Raw genomic sequence first — 16,660 nt, forward strand, 5'->3', positions numbered from 1 at the left:
AGCGCGGACGACCGGCCATCTGCCCTGTGGTCAAGCGGAAGGTGAAGAGTTACGCTACCGCCCGCGCCTGATCGGCTGTTGTCTGCTGTCCACCGCCCTGGTGAGGGATCGCAACGTGACCAGGCCATTGGACTCCAGGAGTTTCATCTTGAGTGGTGGGAGCGCTCAACGGGTCGGCTCTGGAAAGGGGTTTGGAGGAGGTCGCGACACGTCAGCAGGATCGAGCGTGCTCACAGATCGCGCTGTACATGTCCCGGCCGGATGCGACGCTCACCGGCATCCTCGCTGTCCGGGCACGCTTCACGCCGCACCGCCCAGCGTTCCGCCTTCTGGCTGACGGGACGAGTAACCGCGTTGAATCGTGGACCTATCGCGACCTGAAGCGGTACTCCGACGCCGTGGCGGCGCGGTTGAGGTCCGGAGGACACAGTGGCGACCGCGTGGTGTTGGCCGGTCAGCCCGGACTGCGGTTCGTGGCGGGGCTGATGGGGATACTCCAGGCCGGTGCGACGGCCGTCCCGGCCTTTCCTCCGACCAACCGGCGGGCCGTGACCCGGCTGCGTTCGATCCTGGCCGACTGCCTGCCTGGTGCGATCCTGGCCGATTCCCGCCATGAGCGGCGATTCGCCGGGATGGCGGCCGGTGGGGACAGGGTGCCGCAGCTGATTCCGCTGGACGACGAACCTCCCTCGAAGGCGGCCGACAGCCATGTCTCGACGGCGTTGGACGATCCGGTGCGGCCGACGGACACAGCGCTGATCCAGTACTCGTCCGGCTCGACGGGCGATCCGAAGGGCGTGGAGCTGACGCACGCCAATCTGATGAGTAACTGCCACGCCATCGGTCGGCACATCGGCGCGGAGGACGATCGCATCGGGTTGACCTGGTTACCGACCTATCACGACATGGGGCTCATCGGGACCATCATGCTGGCGCTGCACGGCGGCTGGCCGTTGCTGATGATGACGCCGGAGCACTTCGTGCAGCAGCCGGCCCGCTGGCTCCAGGCGATCACCGAACACCGGGTGACCATCACCGTCGCGCCGAACTTCGCCTTCCAGCTGTGTGCGGACACGGTGGACGAGGAGGATCTGGCCGGTGTGGACCTGTCGTCGCTCCGGCACGTCTTCTGCGGCTCCGAGCCGATCGTGCTCGACACCCTGAACGCCTTCCGGGAGCGGTTCGCGCCCCGGGACTACCGGGAGAAGACCCTGATCCCGTGTTACGGGCTCGCCGAGGCCACGCTGCTGGTGACGGCCAAAACGGCCGGGACGCCCCTCAGCGTCGAGTGGGTGGACCGGGAGGAGCTGTCGCGTGGCCGGGTGGCGGGCACGGAGGGCGACAGCGTGCCCATGGTCGGCTGCGGGGGCGCGCCGGAGGGCCACGAGCTGCTTGTCGTGGATCCGGATGTCGGCCGGGTGCTGGCCGATGGCGAGATCGGGGAGATCTGGGTGCACGGGCCGGGCGTCGCCGCCGGCTACCACCGCAAACCCGGTCTGACCCGCTCGACGTTCGGAGCGACGCCCGCCGGTCGAGCCGGTCCGCGAAAGTATCTGCGCACCGGTGACCTCGGCTATCTGCGCGACGGCGAGCTGTTCGTCACCGGCCGGATGAGCGGTCTGCTCGTCGTGGCCGGCCGGAACCTCTACCCGCAGGACATCGAGCGCACGGTCGACCGTGTCCACCCGTCCGTACACCGGTCCGTCGCCTTCGGGTACCGGGGCACGTCCGAGGAACAGATCATCGTGGTCGCCGAGGTGCGCGACAGCCGTCGGACCCGGGTCGAGCTCGACGCCTTACGCGGCAGTCTGCTGGCGGCGGTCGCCGCCGAACACGGCGTCCGGCCGGCCGACGCGCACCTCGTGCGGGTCGGCACCATCCCCATGACCACCAGTGGGAAGATCCGCCGGGGGGCCGCGCAGGAGGCGTATCTGGAAGGCACCCTGGGCGGCGCTCTCGTGCCCTGTGATCTCGTGCCCTGCGATCTCGCGGGGGAGCCGGGCCATGAACGCTGAAGCCGATACCGCGCCACCGAGGGATCGCTCCGCGCTCGTGCTCGCCTGCGCCACGGTTGGCGGATCCACGGCCGGTTTCGCGGCCGCGATCGTCTTCACGGTCCACCAAGGCTGGTCATGGCTGCACTTCGCGCTGTTCTTCGGCATGTACCTCGTCACATCACTGGGCGTCGAGGGCGGGCTGCACAGGTTCTTCTCCCACCGCTCGTTCTCCGCCGGCCCGGTGCTGACCTTCCTGTGGGGCGTCGCGGGCAGCATGGCGGCACAGGGGCCGATCCTGTTCTGGGTGTCAGTGCACCGCAAACACCATGCTTTCGCCGACCGGGACGGCGATCCGCACTCGCCGCGCCCGCGGGGTGAGGGGCGGCTGGCGGCCCTGCGCGGTCTGTGGCACAGCCATGTCGGTTGGCTGTTCACCGTCCGGCGGGAGGGCTGGGTCACGTTCGTCCCCGACCTGCTGCGCAATCGCCATGTCTGCACGGTTGATCGTTATTACGCCTGGTGGATCGCTCTGGGGCTGGCCCTGCCGGCAGCGGTGGGCTGGGCGGTGACCGGCCGGCCGGTGGACGCGCTCGGCGGACTGCTGTGGGGCGGGTTCGCCCGCATGTTCGTCCTTCGACCATGTGACGTGGACGGTCAACTCGCTGGGGCACACCCTGGGCCGCCGCCCGTACAGGACCCGGGATTCCAGTCAGAACCTCGCCGTGCTCGCGCCGGTCTCCGTGGGCGGGTCATGGCACAACAACCACCACTCCCAGCCGTCGCTGGCGCACAACCGGCACCGCTTCTGGCAGATCGACATCACCGGCGGGGTCATCAGCCTCCTGGACCGCGCGGGACTGGTATCCGAGGTCCGCTATCCGGCGCGTAGGACCGCGGCCCGGGAAACCTGAGAGGAGGAAGACCGAACCATGTCGGCTCCCAGCGCCCCGGCGGGCATCGTCCGGCTCGACCCGAGAAGCCTGCGGATCAAGAGGTTCTCCGCGCTGACCACCATGGTCCTTCCGCTCATCGGTACCGTCGCGGCCGCGTACCTGCTGGTGACCGGGCGGTTCACGGTGACCGATGTGGTCCTGTTCGGCTTGTTCTACTGCGTGCACCTGGGCGGCGTCACCATCGGGCTGCACCGGTACCTCGCCCACAAGGCGTTCAAGACCTCACCGTGGTTCCAGGACGTCCTGATGGCCGCCGGTTCCATGGCCGCGCAGGGCCCGCTGCTGTTCTGGGTGGCGACCCACCGCCGGCATCACAAGTTCGCCGACCGCGAGGGCGACCCGCACTCGCCGAACTTGCACGGCACGGGATTCAAGGCCCGCATCCGCGGCCTGTGGTACGCGCACATGCCGTGGATGGTCCTCGGCCTCGACGGATGGCTGCGCCGGTACGGCATCACGCTGGAGGTCTGAGGTTCGCCAGGGAGGCCGCCCACGTCATGAGGGCCGGTCGGGCGGCCGTTCTTCGAGCCGCTAGGATCGTCGCTTGTGGAACGTTCCCAAAATGAATCGTCGACGATGGTCGTGTGGGATCTCGGCGGCGTCCTCGCTCCGTCCGGCCGTGCGCTGGGCGCGCTGGCCGCTGCTCTCGACGTACCCGAGTCCGACCTCGCCGGCCCGTACTGGGCCTACCGCGATGCCTACGACCTGGGTGTCTCTCCCGATGAGTACTGGCAACGGGTCGCAAGGGATCTGGGGCGCCGGCTGAACGAGGCTTGGGTCGACCGGCTCGACCGCATCGACACCGAGTGCTGGTCGGTCCTCGGGCCCGAAGCGGCCGGACTGCTCGGCCGGTTGGCAGACCACGGAATACCGTTGGGAGTCCTGTCCAACGCGCCGGGCTCGCTGGCGAAGGCGATCCGTCGGGCGTCATGGAGCGGCCTCTTCTCGACGCTGGTCTTTTCGTCCGATCTCGGGCTGATGAAACCCGATCCCCTCGTCTACCGGAGTGCTGACGAACGGCTCGGCCGTGCCCCCTCGGACGTCGTGTTCTTCGACGACCGGCGGGAGAACGTCGAGGCGGCCCGCGCCCACGGCTGGCGCGCCCACAGGTGGACGGGAGCCGACGCGGCCGCGGCCGTGCTCGCCCAGGAGGGTGTGCTCGGTGGCTGACCGGCCTCGCAATCCGACGATCATCGACGTGGCCCGGCGGGCCGGGGTGTCCAAGTCGGTGGTGTCCCGGGTGGTCTCGGGACGTGGCAGCGTGGGGGAGGAGACCCGACGGCGGGTGCTGCGGGCCGCGGAGGAACTGGGCTACGTCGTCAATGCCGTGGCCCGGGCCATGGTCGCCCACCGCACCTATACCGTCGGGGCGTTCGTCCGGGACGCGGCGACGCCCTTCTACGGCCACCTGCTCACCGCGATGCAGGAGCGCGCGGCGTTCCACGGCTACCGGGTCGTCACCGCGACGGGCTCCGGCGGGTTCGAGGTGAGCGACGAGTACCGGGCGCTGGAAACCCTGGCGATGCTGCGGGTGGAGGCGCTGATCGTGTGCAGCGGGCTGCTGCCGAGCGAGCAGATCCTCTCGTTCGCCACCCGGCTGCCCACTGTCGTGGCCGGGCGTCCCGAGACCCATCCGAGCATCACCAGCGTCTACTGTGACGAGGACGAAGGGGGCGCCGCGCTGGCCGACCATCTCCTCGGTCTTGGGCACCGCGAGATCGCGGTGGTTACCGTCCCGACCAGCAGTTCCGTGACGCTCGGGCCGCGGACGGCGGCCATGACCCGTTACCTGCGGGAGCGTGGAGCGCGCGTGCTCGAGATCTCGGGGCCGCGTCGCGAGACGGCCGGCGCGTGGGCAACCGAAGTGCTGCGACATCCCGAGATCACCGCTGTGATGGCCCCCAGTGACCGGCACGCGGTCGCCCTGCTGGAACAACTCCGTCTGCGGGATGTGGAGGTACCGGGGGAGCTGTCGGTGACCGGCTACGACGGCATCGGAGACCTGGCGACGCCCTTGATCGGGCTCACGCACTGGCGCCAGCCGATCGATCTGATCGGCAGCCAGGCCGTGGACTCGCTGGTGCGGTTGCTCGACGGCGAGCAACCGCCCGACCACCACCAGGCATTGTCCGGCACGCTGGTCGTGGGCCGTACGACCGGCCCGCCGACCGGCTGACCCGCTTTTCGCGCAGTGTTCACCCGAGGGCCGCTGCGCCCGTCCGTCGCTGGGTGGGAACGTTCCACCCATGATTGGGAACGTTCCACTCCGCCGGGGCGCAGCACGCCGCCCGGTCCGGCGCCCACGCGGCCTCGCCGGTCCGCTGATGGTCCTGCCGTGCGTCGGCCTTCTCCTCGTCTTCGCGTATTGGCCGGTCGTCCGCGGCGTCGTACTGAGCCTGTACGGCAATGACCTGCTGGGCGATCCGACCCGGTTCGTCGGCCTCGACCAATACGCCGAACTGTTCACCGATCCGGACCTGCGCCGGGCGCTGCTGACCACGGTGGCGATCGCCGGGCTCAGCGTGCTGCTCTCCGTGGGCGGCGCGCTCGCGGCGGTGCTCCCACTGCGCCGGGCCGCGCGCAGGCCGAGGGCCGTGGTGTCGGTGCTGCTGTCGATGCCGTTCGCGTACTCGGCGGCGGCTTCGGCGGCCGTGTTCGCGGGCCTGTTCGCTCCGGCGGTCGGAACCCTCAACGAAGTGCTGCACCACATCGGCGTCACCGGGCCGGAGTGGCTGCGCTCTCCGGAGTGGGCCGTGGTCGCCGTTTCGCTCGCCACCGCGTGGTACGAGTTCGGATTCGCCTTCCTCGTCCTGCTGGCCGCGGTGACCCAGCTCGACCAGCAGGTCATCGAGGCGGCGGCACTGGACGGCGCGTCGGGGCTGCGGATGGCGCGTTCGGTGATCATTCCGATGCTCCGGCCGAGCCTGATATTCCTCCTGGTCACCCAGACGATCAGCGGACTACAGGTCTTCACCCAGGTCCAGGTCCTCACCCGGGGCGGCCCGGCGGGCTCGACTTCGACGCTGGTGTTCGAGCTCTACCAGCGCGCGTTCGGCGAGGCGCTGCCGCACGTCGGCTCGGCCTCGGCCCTGGCCGTGGTCCTGCTGCTGCTCGTCCTGCTGGTCACCGCGCTCCAGTTCGGGATGGTGAAGAGGTGGGCATGACACGCAGCCGAGTGGCCTCCCTGCTGCGCTGGCTGTGGCTGGGCGCCGTGGTCGTGGTCGTCGCGTTCCCCGTCTACGTCACGGTCGTCACCGCCCTGCTGCCTCCGGCCGACGTGGCCGCCGGCCGGCTCGTCCCCCTGCCGGACCGGTTCACCCTGGACAACGTGCGCGCCGCCTTGGGCTCCGCGCCGCTGGCCCAGCAGTACATGGTCAGCGTGGCCGTCACCGCCCTGCAGTCCGCCGCCCAGCTCACCACGGCCGCGCTCGCCGCCTACGCGTTCGTCTTCCCCCGCTGGCGCGGCCGGGGTGCCGCCTTCGCTCTGGTGCTGGCCAGCCTGGCCTTCCCCGGGGAGAGCCTGGTCATTCCCAACTTCGAACTCGTCAGCGGGCTCGGGCTGCGCGACACCGTGCTCGGGATCGTCATCCCGTATCTCGCCGCGGGCTACGCGGTCTTCCTGCTCCGCCAGGCGTTCCTCGGGCTGCCGCGCGAAACGTGGGAGGCCGCCCGCATGGACGGCTGCGGCGACCTGCGTGCGCTGTTCCACGTCGTCCTGCCCATGGCGCGGCCTCAGCTGGTCACGGCGGCGATGTGGTGCGCCCTGTCCGCGTGGAACGGCTACTTCTGGCCGTTGCTCATCACCGACTCCCCCCAGCGGCGGACCATCCAGGTCGGTCTCTCCCAACTCGTTGTGGACCGGGTCACCACACCAGCTGTGATCTACGCCGGCACCCTCCTGGTCCTTCTGCCGACCCTGCTGCTCGTCCTGTTCGGCCAGCGATTCCTGGTCCGCGGCCTGGCCGCGCGGGTCACCACCTAGCCCCCACAGCCCGCCCATGGGCAACCGAGAAAGAAAGCCGATCCGCCATGCCCCTGTTTCCCTCACCCTCTCCCTCCCGGACCGGACCGCGAGCACGCGTCGCGGCCGGCTGCCTGACGACTGCCCTCGCCCTGACCCTCACCGCCTGCGGAAGCGCCGACGGCGGCAAGTCCGCCGACGCGGTGCCCGGTCCGTCGGCGCTGGCCGATGCGAAGAAACCAGTGACCGTGACGCTCTGGCACGGCATCGGCGCCCCGGCCAGTCAGGCGCTGCAGAAGGAGATCGACGCGTTCAACAAGGCCAACGTCGGAAAGATCGTGGTGAAGGCGTCGTACCAGGGCAGCTATGCCGACGCCATCGCCAAGTACACCTCCGCGATCCGCAGCGGCGGCACCCCGAGCGTCATGATCACCAACGACATCACCAGCGGCTATCTGCGCGACGCCGGGCAGACGGTCTCCGCCCAGGACATGGCCGCCGCCAACCCGGGGGACCTCGACCTCGACAAGCTCCGCCCTGCGGCACGCAACTACTACACGGCCGAAGGCAAGCTCCTCGCGGTACCCCTGAACACGTCCATGCCCCTGCTGTACGTCAACGACAAGCTGCTGGACCGGGCGAAGGTGGACCGCTCGACCCTCGGCACGCTCACGGGCGTGGCCGCCGCGGCGCGGAAGGTCCATGCCGTGCTGCCGGGTGTGAAGGGCATCGACCAGCCCATCGACGGCTGGTGGTTCGAGCAGCTCACCGCTGCGGCCGGGGTCCCCTACTGCACCCCGGACAACGGCCGGAAGGCCGGCGGGGCCACGGCGCTGTCCCTGGCCGGCGGGCCGCAGCGCTCCGCGTTCGGCACCATGGCCAAGCTCTACACCGACGGCGTCGGCCTCGACACCGGCGACGACGGCAACGCCGCCCTGTCGGCGTTCGCCGCCGGCAAGACGGCCATGATGTTCAACTCCAGTGGCGCGATCGGCGGCCTCAACGAGGGGGGCATGAAGGGCTACAGCGCGCTGCCCTACCCGCTCTCCGGCTCGCCCTCCACGGCGGGGGCCGCGATCGGCGGCGCCGCGATGTGGCTGAACCGGACCGGGCACAGCGCGGCCGAGCAGGTGGCGAGCTGGAAGCTGATCGGCTACCTCGCCTCGCCCGAAGCGCAGGAACGATTCGCCAAGGCGTCGGGATACGCCCCCATCAACACCGACGTGGACAACTCGTCCACGTGGAAGACGTTCCTCGCCCAGCACGAGCCCTACGCCGTGCTCGACAAGCAGTTCGCCGATACGCCGGCCACGACGGCCACCTCTGGCTGCCTCACCGGCGCCATGCAGGGGGTGCGCGACGCGGTCGTGCCGCAGATGCAGCAGGCGTTCAGCGGCAAGAAGCCGCTCGACGCCGCGCTGAAGGCGGCGCAGGAAGCGGCGACGGCGAAGATCAAGGACTACCGGGAGCAGGCGGGGCAGTGACCGACGACATCATCACGGCGGCAACTACGGCCACGACCTCGAACGAGCGCTTCGCGCAGGCTCCCGGAGACCCGTACCGCTACGGAGTCTATCTGCGCCCCGACCCCGTCACCTGTGCCGCGGTCACCGCCGTGACCGCCCAGCTGCGGGCGCAGTACGGGCTCGTCTCGGCGGGCGCGTTCCCGCCGCACGCGACCCTGGTCGGCAGCCGGCACCTCCCGGGTCCCGAAGAGGAGATCGTCGAGGCCGTGACCCGGGCGGTGGCCGACGTTCCCGCCTTCACCGTCCACAACGCGGGCATCCGCCGCCAGGGGGTGGGGCTGGTCTACGACGTCCACCACCTCGCCGACGGCACCACGCCGAACACGGCGCTCGTGGCCCTCGCCGCCCGGATCGACACGGCCATCGCCCCCTTGGAGACACCGGCGCCCAACCCGGCGGCACATCCTTTCGACGCCGATACCTTCCGGGCCCACCTGTCGCTGCTCTCGCACGACATGTACGTACGCCCGGACCCGGACCTGTTCGCCGAGGTCGAGGAGTACGCCACCGCACTCCCCGTGCCCTTCTCCGACAGCTTCCCGGGAAACACCGTCGCCCTCTACCGCACCCGCAGCGACGACTGGACGGGCCGCTGGTGGCAGACACTGACCTGGGAACACGTCCGCAGTTGGCGCCTGCCCCGCTGAGTACCTCCGGGGCCGACCGTCCTCGCTCGCCCGTGCTTCAACCGCCGGCCGGCCCCGCTCTCGCCGAAGACGACGAGAGCGGGGCCCCAGCCGGACGGTCCGGACTCCGCGAGCCCAGGTGCGCACCGCGCTGCCCGGGGCGCACGAACTTCCTTGATCTCGACCGTGCCGTCCCCCTGTGCGCGCAGCGTCGCGAAGCCGGCGGGGAAGCCCTCGACCTCGGCGAGTTGTGGGCCGGCTTGTACGCACCGGAGTCCTCGGCGGTGACGATCGCGTCGAACTGAACCCGCAGCCGGCGCTGGGTCTCGCCGATGACGACCCGGTCGCAAGTGGTCAGCGGGGCAAGGTTCCAGCCGGACTCCCGCAGTTCGCGCAGGGCCTGCCGGGTGTCGGGGAAGGCCGGCCAGCACGGGATGCCGGCCGACAGTGCGCGGGTGTCCTCCTCCACCAGCTCGACCTTCGCCTCGGCGGCCGTCCGCTTCAGCGGCTCCGCCAGGACATCGCTGTAGTGCATGGAGGGGTGCTCGCGCCGCACCTGCGGCTCGTGCCGGTTGTAGACCTCCAGCAGCTCCCAGCCCTTGCCGGGCGCGACCAGTTCGATACCGGTGGCGATGCCGTGGCGCCAGTTCACGAGGGTGCCGAAACAGTCGAACGTGACCCAACGCCTACGCCGTCGCGCTGTCAGGAGTGGCCACCAGCACGGTGATCGCCATCGGCGGCGCCCCGATCCTGGCGGGCCTCACCGCCTGCTTCGTAAGACGGCGCTCCGTCACCCGTACCTGGGCCGTCGCCACGGCGGTTGCCGTCACCGGCATCGCGTTCGTAGCCCTGCTCGGCGGCACCATCACGTTCAGCCTGCCCGGTACCGCCCTCGCGGTGCCGGCGGCCGCCTTGTACGCGGCGCAGGCCGACACGGTCCAGAGCGTGGCCCGCCTCCATGGACCCGCCGCGGTGGCGGCCGATGGCGGCCGCCTGGCCGGCAACCTCGTCCGGGCGGACACGGACATGGCGAAGGCCAGGCCACATCTCGCCTACGGGCTGGTCCACGGTGCTGTGGTGGCGGAAGTGGTGGCGGATTCGCCCGCCAGCTCGATCAGTGTGATCAGGACCTCCTTCCCGGATTCCCGGTCCCGCGCGTCGCACAGCACCACCGGAGTCTTCTCGTCCAGGTCGAGCGCTGTCGCCACTTCACACGCGCTGTAGTCCCGGAGGCCGTTGAAGCAATTGACGGCCACGACGAACGGCAGCCGGCGCCGCTCGAAGTAGTCGACGGCCGGGAAGGAGTCCCGCAGCCTCCGGGTGTCCGCGAGCACCACCGCGCCCAGAGCGCCGGTGGCGAGCTCGTCCCACAGGAACCAGAACCGGTCCTGGCCCGGAGTGCCGAAGAGATACAGCGCGAGGTCGTCGCCGAAGGTGATCCGGCCGAAGTCCAGTGCCACGGTGGTGGTGCGCTTGTCGGCGACCTCGTCCAGGCTGTCGTCCATCCGGCCCGCCTCCGTCAGAAGCTCCTCCGTGTTCAACGGCCGGATTTCGCTGACCGCGCCGACGAACGTGGTCTTGCCGACCCCGAAGCCCCCGGCCACCAGGATCTTGAGGGCGAGCAAGGGCGCTGGCGCGTCAGAGCGCTCGGAGTCCATCGATCACTCTCCTGAGGGTGCGTGCGTCGGGGAGCCGGGCCGGGGGGACGGGCGGCGTGGCGCGGATCAGGCCTGTTCCCAGCAGATCTCCGAGGAGCACTCGTACGACCGTCAGTGGCAGTCCGGAGTCGGACGCGATGTCGGCCACCGGATGCGGTCGTGTGCCGCACAGGCGCAGGATCGCCGCCTGCTCGGGCGAGAGCACCGGGTCGTGATCGGGGTCCGGCGGCACCGCATGGATGACGGTCATCAGGTCGAGTCGCTGCTCGGCGCCGACGCGTGCCCGCCCGGTCGTCACGGCGTAGAGACGCACCAAGGGCCCCGCCTCCTCGTCGTACCAGCGCTGATCGGAGTCAGTCATCGAGGCGTGAGGTCTCACCGGCCTCGCCGCGCGCCGGAGTGCCGAGGTGCGCACCGACCCGCTTGACGAGCCGGGCCATCTCGTACGCGACCAGGCCGACATCGCCGCCGGCCTCACTGAACACCGCCAGGCAGGAGCCCTTGCCCGCGGTGACGACGAACAGGAATCCGTCCTCCAGCTCGACCAGCGTCTGGACGACCCTGCCCGCCCTGAAGTGGCGTCCGGTGCCTTTGGCGAGGCTGTGGAAGCCGGAGGCGATGGCGGCGAACCGTTCTCCGTCGTCCCGGGACAGCGTCTTCGACGTGCCGACCGGCAGTCCGTCGCCGGAGAGCACGATCGCGTGTCTGATCTCCGGTACCTGGGCGATGAGCTCCTCCAGAAGCCAGTCGAGTTCACTGGAGCGTTGGGCCGTGCCGGTCATGGGTGCTCTCCTTCGCCTGCTGTGTCGTGGTCGCGCGGCGCCGTCCTGACGGCCTGGCCGCGGGTCCAGCCCGTCCGGAAGGACGCCATGACGGCGCGAGCCTCCTCCGGTGTTCGCTCGGACGGTTTCCGCGCTTGCTCATACGGTTCGGACTCCTCGGGCGGTCCGGGTGCCTGACCGGCCCGGCGTACACGACGGGGCAGCTCGGGCCGGCCCACCGGCTCCTCCGGCGGTCGCGTCGGGGCCGGGACGGGGGCAGCGGGCGCCGCATCCACCTGGCCCGCGTCCACGTCCGCGATCGCCGTCTCCGCCGGGACGGCGGCACCCGGCCTGACCGGAATGCGGCGGGGCAGGCCGGCGGGAGCGCCGTCCGCGGCCGTTTCCCCGACCGCCGCACCCTCGCCGGTCTCCTCGATCGGTTCGCCCGCCACGTGGCCCGGCAGCAGGACAACGGCGACGATGCCTCCGTACACCGACGATCGCAGGGCCACCCGCACGTCCAAGCGGTGCGCGATCCGGTTCACCACGAACAGGCCGAGCTGGCCACTGTCGAGCAGGTCGATCCGTTCGGCGTCGGTGATGCGCCGGTTGGCCTCGGCGAGCGCGGACTGGTCCATGCCGAGGCCGCGGTCCTCGATCTCCAGAGCGATGCCCGCGCCGACGCGCTCGGCGGACACGCGCACCCTGGTGTGCGGGGGTGAGAACGCCGTGGCGTTCTCGACGAGTTCGGCGACCAGGTGGGTGAGGTCAGCCACCGCCGCACCGGGCAGCCGGACCGCTGGGATATCCGTGATCAGCACCCGGCCGTAGTCCTCGACCTCGGCCACGGCTGCCCGGACGATGTCCATGAGCGCGACGGGACGCCGCCAGCCACGCCCCGGCACGGCGCCGGAGAGGATGATGAGACTCTCCGAGTGGCGGCGCATCCGGGTGGTGAGATGGTCGAGCCGGAACAGGTCCTCCAGTTCGGCCGGGTCCTCGTTACGGCGTTCCATCGTGTCGAGCAGCGCGAGTTGCCGGTGCACCAGCACCTGGCTGCGGCGCGCGAGGTTCACGTAGACGCCGGAGATGCCGTGCAAGACCTCGGCCCGATCGGCGGCTGCCTTGACCGCGGCCCGGTGGACGGCGACCAATGAGGCGCCGACCTGTGCCACCTCGTCGTCGCGGTGGGGACGCATGGGGGCTACGGCATCGAGGTCGACGGGTTTCCCGGCGTGCAGCCTGGCGATGGCACGAGGCAGTTCACGACCGGCCAGCGTGAGCGCGGAGTTACGCAGACCGGTGAGTTCGACGATCAGGCCACGGCCGATCCGGACCGAGATCACCAGCGAAAGGACCACCCCCACGAGGCCGAGGACAACGGCGACCCCCGAGCCGCCGAGGGCGTCGAACGAGAGGGGAGCCGGGCTGTCGGCGGCGCGCGTCCTCGCCTGCTGCTGCGCTTGCGCGAGTTGCTGGAGGACGTCTCCGGCGGGTGTGCCCCAGCCGGCGGACGCGGCGACGAGCCCGGCTCGTACGCCATCGCCTGCCTTGAGCATGGCGTCCTCGGCGTCCCGCAGGTCCCGCATCGCGGTCCCGCTGAGGACCTTCCGGTACGGGGCCGCGTCGGTGGCCCGTAGATCGTCCACGGAAGCGGAGAGGAGGTACCGCTGGGTGTGGGCGGCGCCGGCGAACTCCAGGATCTGGCCTTTGCTCATACGTCCCGACACTTGCGCGGCGCCCATCAGCGCGTCCTCGCGGGCGATCATCTCCCGGGCATGCGCCAGTTCGAGGACGACGCGCTCCGCCGAGGCCGTGTCGGGGCCCGGCACGACGGCCAGGGACCCTTCCAGAGCGAAGGCCCGGGCGATCGTGCTGTTGTAGTCGTCGTAGGTGTCCTGCCACCCGGCATCACCTCCGCGCAGCCGCTCGCGCAGCGCGCCGAGGTCGTCGAGGCCGGACATCAGCTGGTCGACGCGACCGGCGGGGTTCGCCCCCACGGCCTCGCTGTCCAGACTGCTCGCCCGGATTCCGCTGCGGAGCGCGGCGACGGCCGCGTCGGTGTTCCTCTCCTTGTCCGCCGCGTTGTCCGCCCGTTCACGGCTGGGTGCGGCGAGTCGACGCAGGTTGGCCGAGCGTTCGGACTGCACGGCGGTGACGAGCGAGTCCAGGGGTTTGAGGAGGGTGGAGTTGGTTTCTTTGTACTGGCTCAGTTCCGAGACACTGCGCGCCGTTGTGACGGTGGCGAAGGCCCACAGCGCTATCAGGGAGACGGCGGGGACCATCAGTAGACAGACGATCTTCGCCCGGATCGAACGTGGCACCAGGAATGTGTTCATCAATTCCTCGAGCTGTCAGGGGTGTGGGCGTTCGGTGAGGGAGGCGGGGGACGGGAGCGAGGTGGGGCACGTGGCAGCCGGAATCAGCCGGCCGGTGTGGCCGCGGGGGCGTCGGCGCTCTCGACTGCCTCGATCTTCGTGGGCGACAGGGCCACGAAGGCCGATGCGAGGAACAGGAACGAACCGAGGAGCACCGCGAGGGGGAAGATGAACTGGGTGGCCGTGGCGCCGTCCAGTACGCCCCCCTGCGGGGCGAGTTCGATGTGCACGGCGGCCATTCCGGTGTAGTGCATGCTGGACACGGCGAGCCCCATGACGAGGGAGGCGAGCGTCGCTCCCGCAGGGCCGCGCACCACGACGGCGGCCCACAGCGCGGCGGTTGCCGCGGCCACGGCGATGACCAGCGAGAGGACGACGATCGGCAGCTTGTAGCCGACGCTTCCGTGCAACCGGAGTGCCGCCATCCCGAGGTAGTGCATGGCACCGACGCCGAGGCCGGTGCCCAGACCACCCACCAGCAGCGAGCGCCAGCGTGACCGCCCGTAGCCGACGGTGAAAACACCTGCCCCGACGACCGCCATGGCCACCAGCAGGCTGAGGAGCGTGAGCGGGACGTCGTAGCGAACCGGGGTCCCCTCGACTCCGAAGCCGAGCATGGCGATGAAGTGCATCGTCCAGATGCCCGATCCGATCGCGACCGATGCCGTCACCAGCCAGTTGCGCCGGGAGCGGCCGTCCGACGCCAGTGCCTTCATGGTGCAGTGCAGTCCGAGCGCGGCGCCGATGCAGGCCATCACGTACGCGATGACAGGTGAAAGCCATCCGGCGCTGAAGTGATCAAGGTGTGCCAAAACTCCCCCTCTTCTTTGCAACTTCAAGGCGCCGTGGACGCTAGCATTCCGTTTCTTCACAGAAGCTTCACAGGTGGGTACGTGCCTCGACCACGCGGCTGACGTGGTCACTTCGAGCTGTCCTACTTGCGAGTTCCGTGGTCACAATCTGCGTCAGCCGGACACTTCAGCTGTCCCGGCGACAAGGGTCTTGTAGTGCGCTTATGGCGTAGATCACGGCGGGGCGTGCGGGGAGGTGTGTGAAGGCCCGTTCGGACTTGACGGACCGCGGGCTCTCCGTGAGCGTGACTGCGCCCAGCTCTTCCATCAGCGTCCGGTGCCCGTGCCGCGTCAGCCCGTCCCTTGATCGGCGCCCAGCACGCCCCACGGTGGCCGGGACCGGTCGGCCACCATTGCCGGAAGAGACGGTCGCGCTCATCCGGCGCCTGGCGAGAGAGAACCTCGACCTGGGGATGCGTCAGGATCCAAGGCGAACCGCGGCCGCCCAACTCGTTCGCGACCTGCTCATGGACCTCGAGGAGAGGGCTGGGGATCCGGTTCAGCGTTCGACCGGCGGCGGATCAGGGATGGCGCCGCGAGGGTATCCAGGTTGTTCGCCACACCTCTGGGTTGGGTGCGCCGCTTGTGGTTGCCCTTGTCACTCAGAATGTAGTAGTTCTTATACATGAGCGAGCAGGTGCACAACAGACTTTCCGTGGTTCGCGCCGAGCGGAAGGTGTCGCGCCAGCGTCTGGCCGAGGAGGTGGGGGCCCACTACCAGACCATCGGCTACATCGAGCGGGGGCAGTACAACCCGAGCCTCGACCTGGCACTGAAGATCGCGAAGTTCTTCGAGCTACCGGTGGAGGCGCTGTTCTCACTCGAACCGTTCCGGCCGCTCACGGATGAGATCTACGGGAGGAAGACGCCATGACAACGACGCGGCTGACGCGCTACGACCGCAGCATGATGCGGCTGATGAACGACCACCGAGGCCGGCCGCTGTACGCCACGGCGGCCCGTCGGCGCCTGGTCGTCGCCGCGCATCTGGTGCTGACCGTGGCCATCGGCGGGCTGATGGCCTACGCCTGCCTCGCGGAGGGGGAACCGATCTGGGCCTTCGTCGTCGTGGCGGTGCTGTTTCTGCCGTGGATGGTGGCGACCGGGGCGATCAATGCGGCCACCCGTGGCCTGCTCGAACTGCGCGAACGAGCGCTGGACGAGCGGCAATCCGCCGAACGCGCCCGGGTGCAAGCCCGCGCCCACCGGGCGATGACCCTGCTCCTTGCCGCAACCGCCGCCGGCTTGTTGGTCAAGGGTGCGGCCGAAGGCAATGTCCCCACGGCGTATGCGGCGCCGGTGCTCATCGCGGTCCTTGTTGCGCACTGGCTGATGCCCTTGTGGCTGGCCGGTCTGATGGCTCAGGACGAGCCGGCCGAAGGCGACGGCCGCGTGGCCTGATGAGTTCGCTGTGCCCGGCCGACAGCTGATCGAATCAGAAGTGTCAGGGATCGGCCGGGCCAACTCTCGTGCCGCCGGGGCCAATTGAAGCGCTGCGGCCAACGGGAGCGCTCAGTCACACCGCTGAGTTGCCGGCGTCGTCGTGTGCTGTCCAGCGGATCTTGCCGGGTCCCGCGCCGCCCGGCACGCACACTCGGCGTGCGGCGCCACCGGACAGGCCCTGAGCGCGGCTCAGTCGGCAGTGCCGGCGCGTCTTGGGATTGCCGGTGCCGACGGCCCGGAGAACTCCCGTCATCGCAGGTCACGGGGCGCGTCTTTGTCGTCGAGGCACCCGCGGGCGGCCATCGATCGGTGGCTCCGGCTTCAAGGTTTGGGCACAAATTCCACACATCCCCTCTTCAGCGGGGCCGCGATGGTCTAGATTGACCCGTGCTTCACATGTTTGGACACCAGGCGACAAACGATGATCTATGGGTCCGGCTCTACGGAAAGCCAGCAGTCGCGTCGTCGGCGCCAGACGTGGGGGTGATCAATTCTTGGAGCCCGAG

18 protein-coding genes are annotated in these 16,660 nt (G+C 70.0%); 11 read left to right on the forward strand and 7 right to left on the reverse strand.

The annotated features are described in order from the left end of the window. Positions 1 to 248 precede the first annotated feature (248 nt). From ACFZCY_RS18985 to ACFZCY_RS19025, 9 genes are all read left to right on the forward strand, one after another. Positions 249 to 2,015: an AMP-binding protein gene (locus ACFZCY_RS18985; RefSeq protein ID WP_391174106.1), complete on the forward strand. Its 1,767-nt coding sequence runs from the start codon at positions 249 to 251 to the stop codon at positions 2,013 to 2,015. After that, complete coding sequence (locus ACFZCY_RS18990; RefSeq protein WP_391174104.1) at positions 2,005 to 2,886, forward strand: hypothetical protein; 882 nt, start codon at positions 2,005 to 2,007, stop codon at positions 2,884 to 2,886. Before ACFZCY_RS18985 ends, ACFZCY_RS18990 begins: the two co-directional genes overlap by 11 nt. Before the next feature lie 40 nt (positions 2,887 to 2,926). Next, entirely contained in the window at positions 2,927 to 3,421 is a 495-nt protein-coding gene (locus ACFZCY_RS18995; RefSeq protein WP_391174101.1) for a fatty acid desaturase, read from the forward strand. 75 nt (positions 3,422 to 3,496) lie between these two features. Then, on the forward strand, positions 3,497 to 4,120 hold the full coding sequence (locus ACFZCY_RS19000) for an HAD-IA family hydrolase (RefSeq protein ID WP_391174098.1): 624 nt from the start codon (positions 3,497 to 3,499) through the stop codon (positions 4,118 to 4,120). Continuing rightward, the gene (locus tag ACFZCY_RS19005; RefSeq protein WP_391174095.1) at positions 4,113 to 5,126 is read left to right on the forward strand and encodes a substrate-binding domain-containing protein; all 1,014 of its coding nucleotides are present in this window, start codon (positions 4,113 to 4,115) and stop codon (positions 5,124 to 5,126) included. Before ACFZCY_RS19000 ends, ACFZCY_RS19005 begins: the two co-directional genes overlap by 8 nt. 148 nt (positions 5,127 to 5,274) lie before the next feature. Beyond that, positions 5,275 to 6,114, forward strand: coding sequence for an ABC transporter permease subunit (locus ACFZCY_RS19010; protein WP_391174092.1), 840 nt, complete (start codon positions 5,275 to 5,277; stop codon positions 6,112 to 6,114). After that, a complete protein-coding gene (locus ACFZCY_RS19015; RefSeq protein WP_391174089.1) occupies positions 6,111 to 6,932 on the forward strand; it encodes an ABC transporter permease subunit in 822 nt (273 codons plus the stop codon). Before ACFZCY_RS19010 ends, ACFZCY_RS19015 begins: the two co-directional genes overlap by 4 nt. Before the next feature lie 47 nt (positions 6,933 to 6,979). Then, entirely contained in the window at positions 6,980 to 8,395 is a 1,416-nt protein-coding gene (locus tag ACFZCY_RS19020) for an extracellular solute-binding protein (protein WP_391174086.1), read from the forward strand. Then, positions 8,392 to 9,084: a 2'-5' RNA ligase family protein gene (locus ACFZCY_RS19025; RefSeq protein WP_391174083.1), complete on the forward strand. Its 693-nt coding sequence runs from the start codon at positions 8,392 to 8,394 to the stop codon at positions 9,082 to 9,084. Before ACFZCY_RS19020 ends, ACFZCY_RS19025 begins: the two co-directional genes overlap by 4 nt. A gap of 37 nt (positions 9,085 to 9,121) precedes the next feature. Here the strand turns inward: ACFZCY_RS19025 and ACFZCY_RS19030 are convergent, their stop codons facing one another. From ACFZCY_RS19030 to ACFZCY_RS19060, 7 genes are all read right to left on the reverse strand, one after another. Continuing rightward, positions 9,122 to 9,769 carry an HAD family hydrolase gene (locus ACFZCY_RS19030; protein ID WP_391174412.1) on the reverse strand — a complete coding sequence of 216 codons (648 nt, stop codon included), beginning with the start codon at positions 9,767 to 9,769 and terminating at the stop codon, positions 9,122 to 9,124. Next, positions 9,750 to 9,998, reverse strand: coding sequence for a hypothetical protein (locus ACFZCY_RS19035; RefSeq protein ID WP_391174080.1), 249 nt, complete (start codon positions 9,996 to 9,998; stop codon positions 9,750 to 9,752). Before ACFZCY_RS19035 ends, ACFZCY_RS19030 begins: the two co-directional genes overlap by 20 nt. A 117-nt stretch (positions 9,999 to 10,115) precedes the next feature. Then, a complete protein-coding gene (locus ACFZCY_RS19040; RefSeq protein ID WP_391174077.1) occupies positions 10,116 to 10,721 on the reverse strand; it encodes an ATP/GTP-binding protein in 606 nt (201 codons plus the stop codon). Next, entirely contained in the window at positions 10,702 to 11,082 is a 381-nt protein-coding gene (locus tag ACFZCY_RS19045) for a DUF742 domain-containing protein (protein WP_391174074.1), read from the reverse strand. The genes ACFZCY_RS19040 and ACFZCY_RS19045 overlap by 20 nt, the downstream gene beginning before the upstream one ends. Next, entirely contained in the window at positions 11,075 to 11,503 is a 429-nt protein-coding gene (locus ACFZCY_RS19050) for a roadblock/LC7 domain-containing protein (RefSeq protein WP_391174072.1), read from the reverse strand. Before ACFZCY_RS19050 ends, ACFZCY_RS19045 begins: the two co-directional genes overlap by 8 nt. Beyond that, positions 11,500 to 13,821 (reverse strand): nitrate- and nitrite sensing domain-containing protein, encoded by a 2,322-nt coding sequence (locus ACFZCY_RS19055; protein WP_391174070.1) that lies wholly within the window; start codon positions 13,819 to 13,821, stop codon positions 11,500 to 11,502. The genes ACFZCY_RS19050 and ACFZCY_RS19055 overlap by 4 nt, the downstream gene beginning before the upstream one ends. A gap of 83 nt (positions 13,822 to 13,904) precedes the next feature. Further along, positions 13,905 to 14,672: an MHYT domain-containing protein gene (locus tag ACFZCY_RS19060; RefSeq protein ID WP_391174067.1), complete on the reverse strand. Its 768-nt coding sequence runs from the start codon at positions 14,670 to 14,672 to the stop codon at positions 13,905 to 13,907. 664 nt (positions 14,673 to 15,336) lie between these two features. Between ACFZCY_RS19060 and ACFZCY_RS19065 the strand changes: the two genes are divergently transcribed. Next, a complete protein-coding gene (locus tag ACFZCY_RS19065) occupies positions 15,337 to 15,585 on the forward strand; it encodes a helix-turn-helix domain-containing protein (RefSeq protein WP_391174064.1) in 249 nt (82 codons plus the stop codon). Then, the gene (locus ACFZCY_RS19070) at positions 15,582 to 16,112 is read left to right on the forward strand and encodes a hypothetical protein (protein WP_391174061.1); all 531 of its coding nucleotides are present in this window, start codon (positions 15,582 to 15,584) and stop codon (positions 16,110 to 16,112) included. Before ACFZCY_RS19065 ends, ACFZCY_RS19070 begins: the two co-directional genes overlap by 4 nt. The last annotated feature ends 548 nt before the right edge of the window (positions 16,113 to 16,660 follow it).

It is taken from the genome of Streptomyces sp. NPDC007983 (assembly GCF_042958345.1).
Lineage (GTDB): Bacteria > Actinomycetota > Actinomycetes > Streptomycetales > Streptomycetaceae > Streptomyces.

Excerpts from the sequence above, each read along its gene's own strand:
- ACFZCY_RS18985 (WP_391174106.1), top strand. The coding sequence starts at position 249 with ATGTCCCGGCCGGATGCGACGCTCACCGGCATCCTCGCTGTCCGGGCA.
- ACFZCY_RS18990 (WP_391174104.1), top strand. The coding sequence starts at position 2,005 with ATGAACGCTGAAGCCGATACCGCGCCACCGAGGGATCGCTCCGCGCTC.
- ACFZCY_RS18995 (WP_391174101.1), top strand. The coding sequence starts at position 2,927 with ATGTCGGCTCCCAGCGCCCCGGCGGGCATCGTCCGGCTCGACCCGAGA.
- ACFZCY_RS19010 (WP_391174092.1), top strand. The coding sequence starts at position 5,275 with ATGGTCCTGCCGTGCGTCGGCCTTCTCCTCGTCTTCGCGTATTGGCCG.
- ACFZCY_RS19015 (WP_391174089.1), top strand. The coding sequence starts at position 6,111 with ATGACACGCAGCCGAGTGGCCTCCCTGCTGCGCTGGCTGTGGCTGGGC.
- ACFZCY_RS19020 (WP_391174086.1), top strand. The coding sequence starts at position 6,980 with ATGCCCCTGTTTCCCTCACCCTCTCCCTCCCGGACCGGACCGCGAGCA.
- ACFZCY_RS19040 (WP_391174077.1), bottom strand. The coding sequence starts at position 10,721 with ATGGACTCCGAGCGCTCTGACGCGCCAGCGCCCTTGCTCGCCCTCAAG.
- ACFZCY_RS19045 (WP_391174074.1), bottom strand. The coding sequence starts at position 11,082 with ATGACTGACTCCGATCAGCGCTGGTACGACGAGGAGGCGGGGCCCTTG.
- ACFZCY_RS19050 (WP_391174072.1), bottom strand. The coding sequence starts at position 11,503 with ATGACCGGCACGGCCCAACGCTCCAGTGAACTCGACTGGCTTCTGGAG.
- ACFZCY_RS19055 (WP_391174070.1), bottom strand. The coding sequence starts at position 13,821 with ATGAACACATTCCTGGTGCCACGTTCGATCCGGGCGAAGATCGTCTGT.
- ACFZCY_RS19065 (WP_391174064.1), top strand. The coding sequence starts at position 15,337 with ATGAGCGAGCAGGTGCACAACAGACTTTCCGTGGTTCGCGCCGAGCGG.
- ACFZCY_RS19070 (WP_391174061.1), top strand. The coding sequence starts at position 15,582 with ATGACAACGACGCGGCTGACGCGCTACGACCGCAGCATGATGCGGCTG.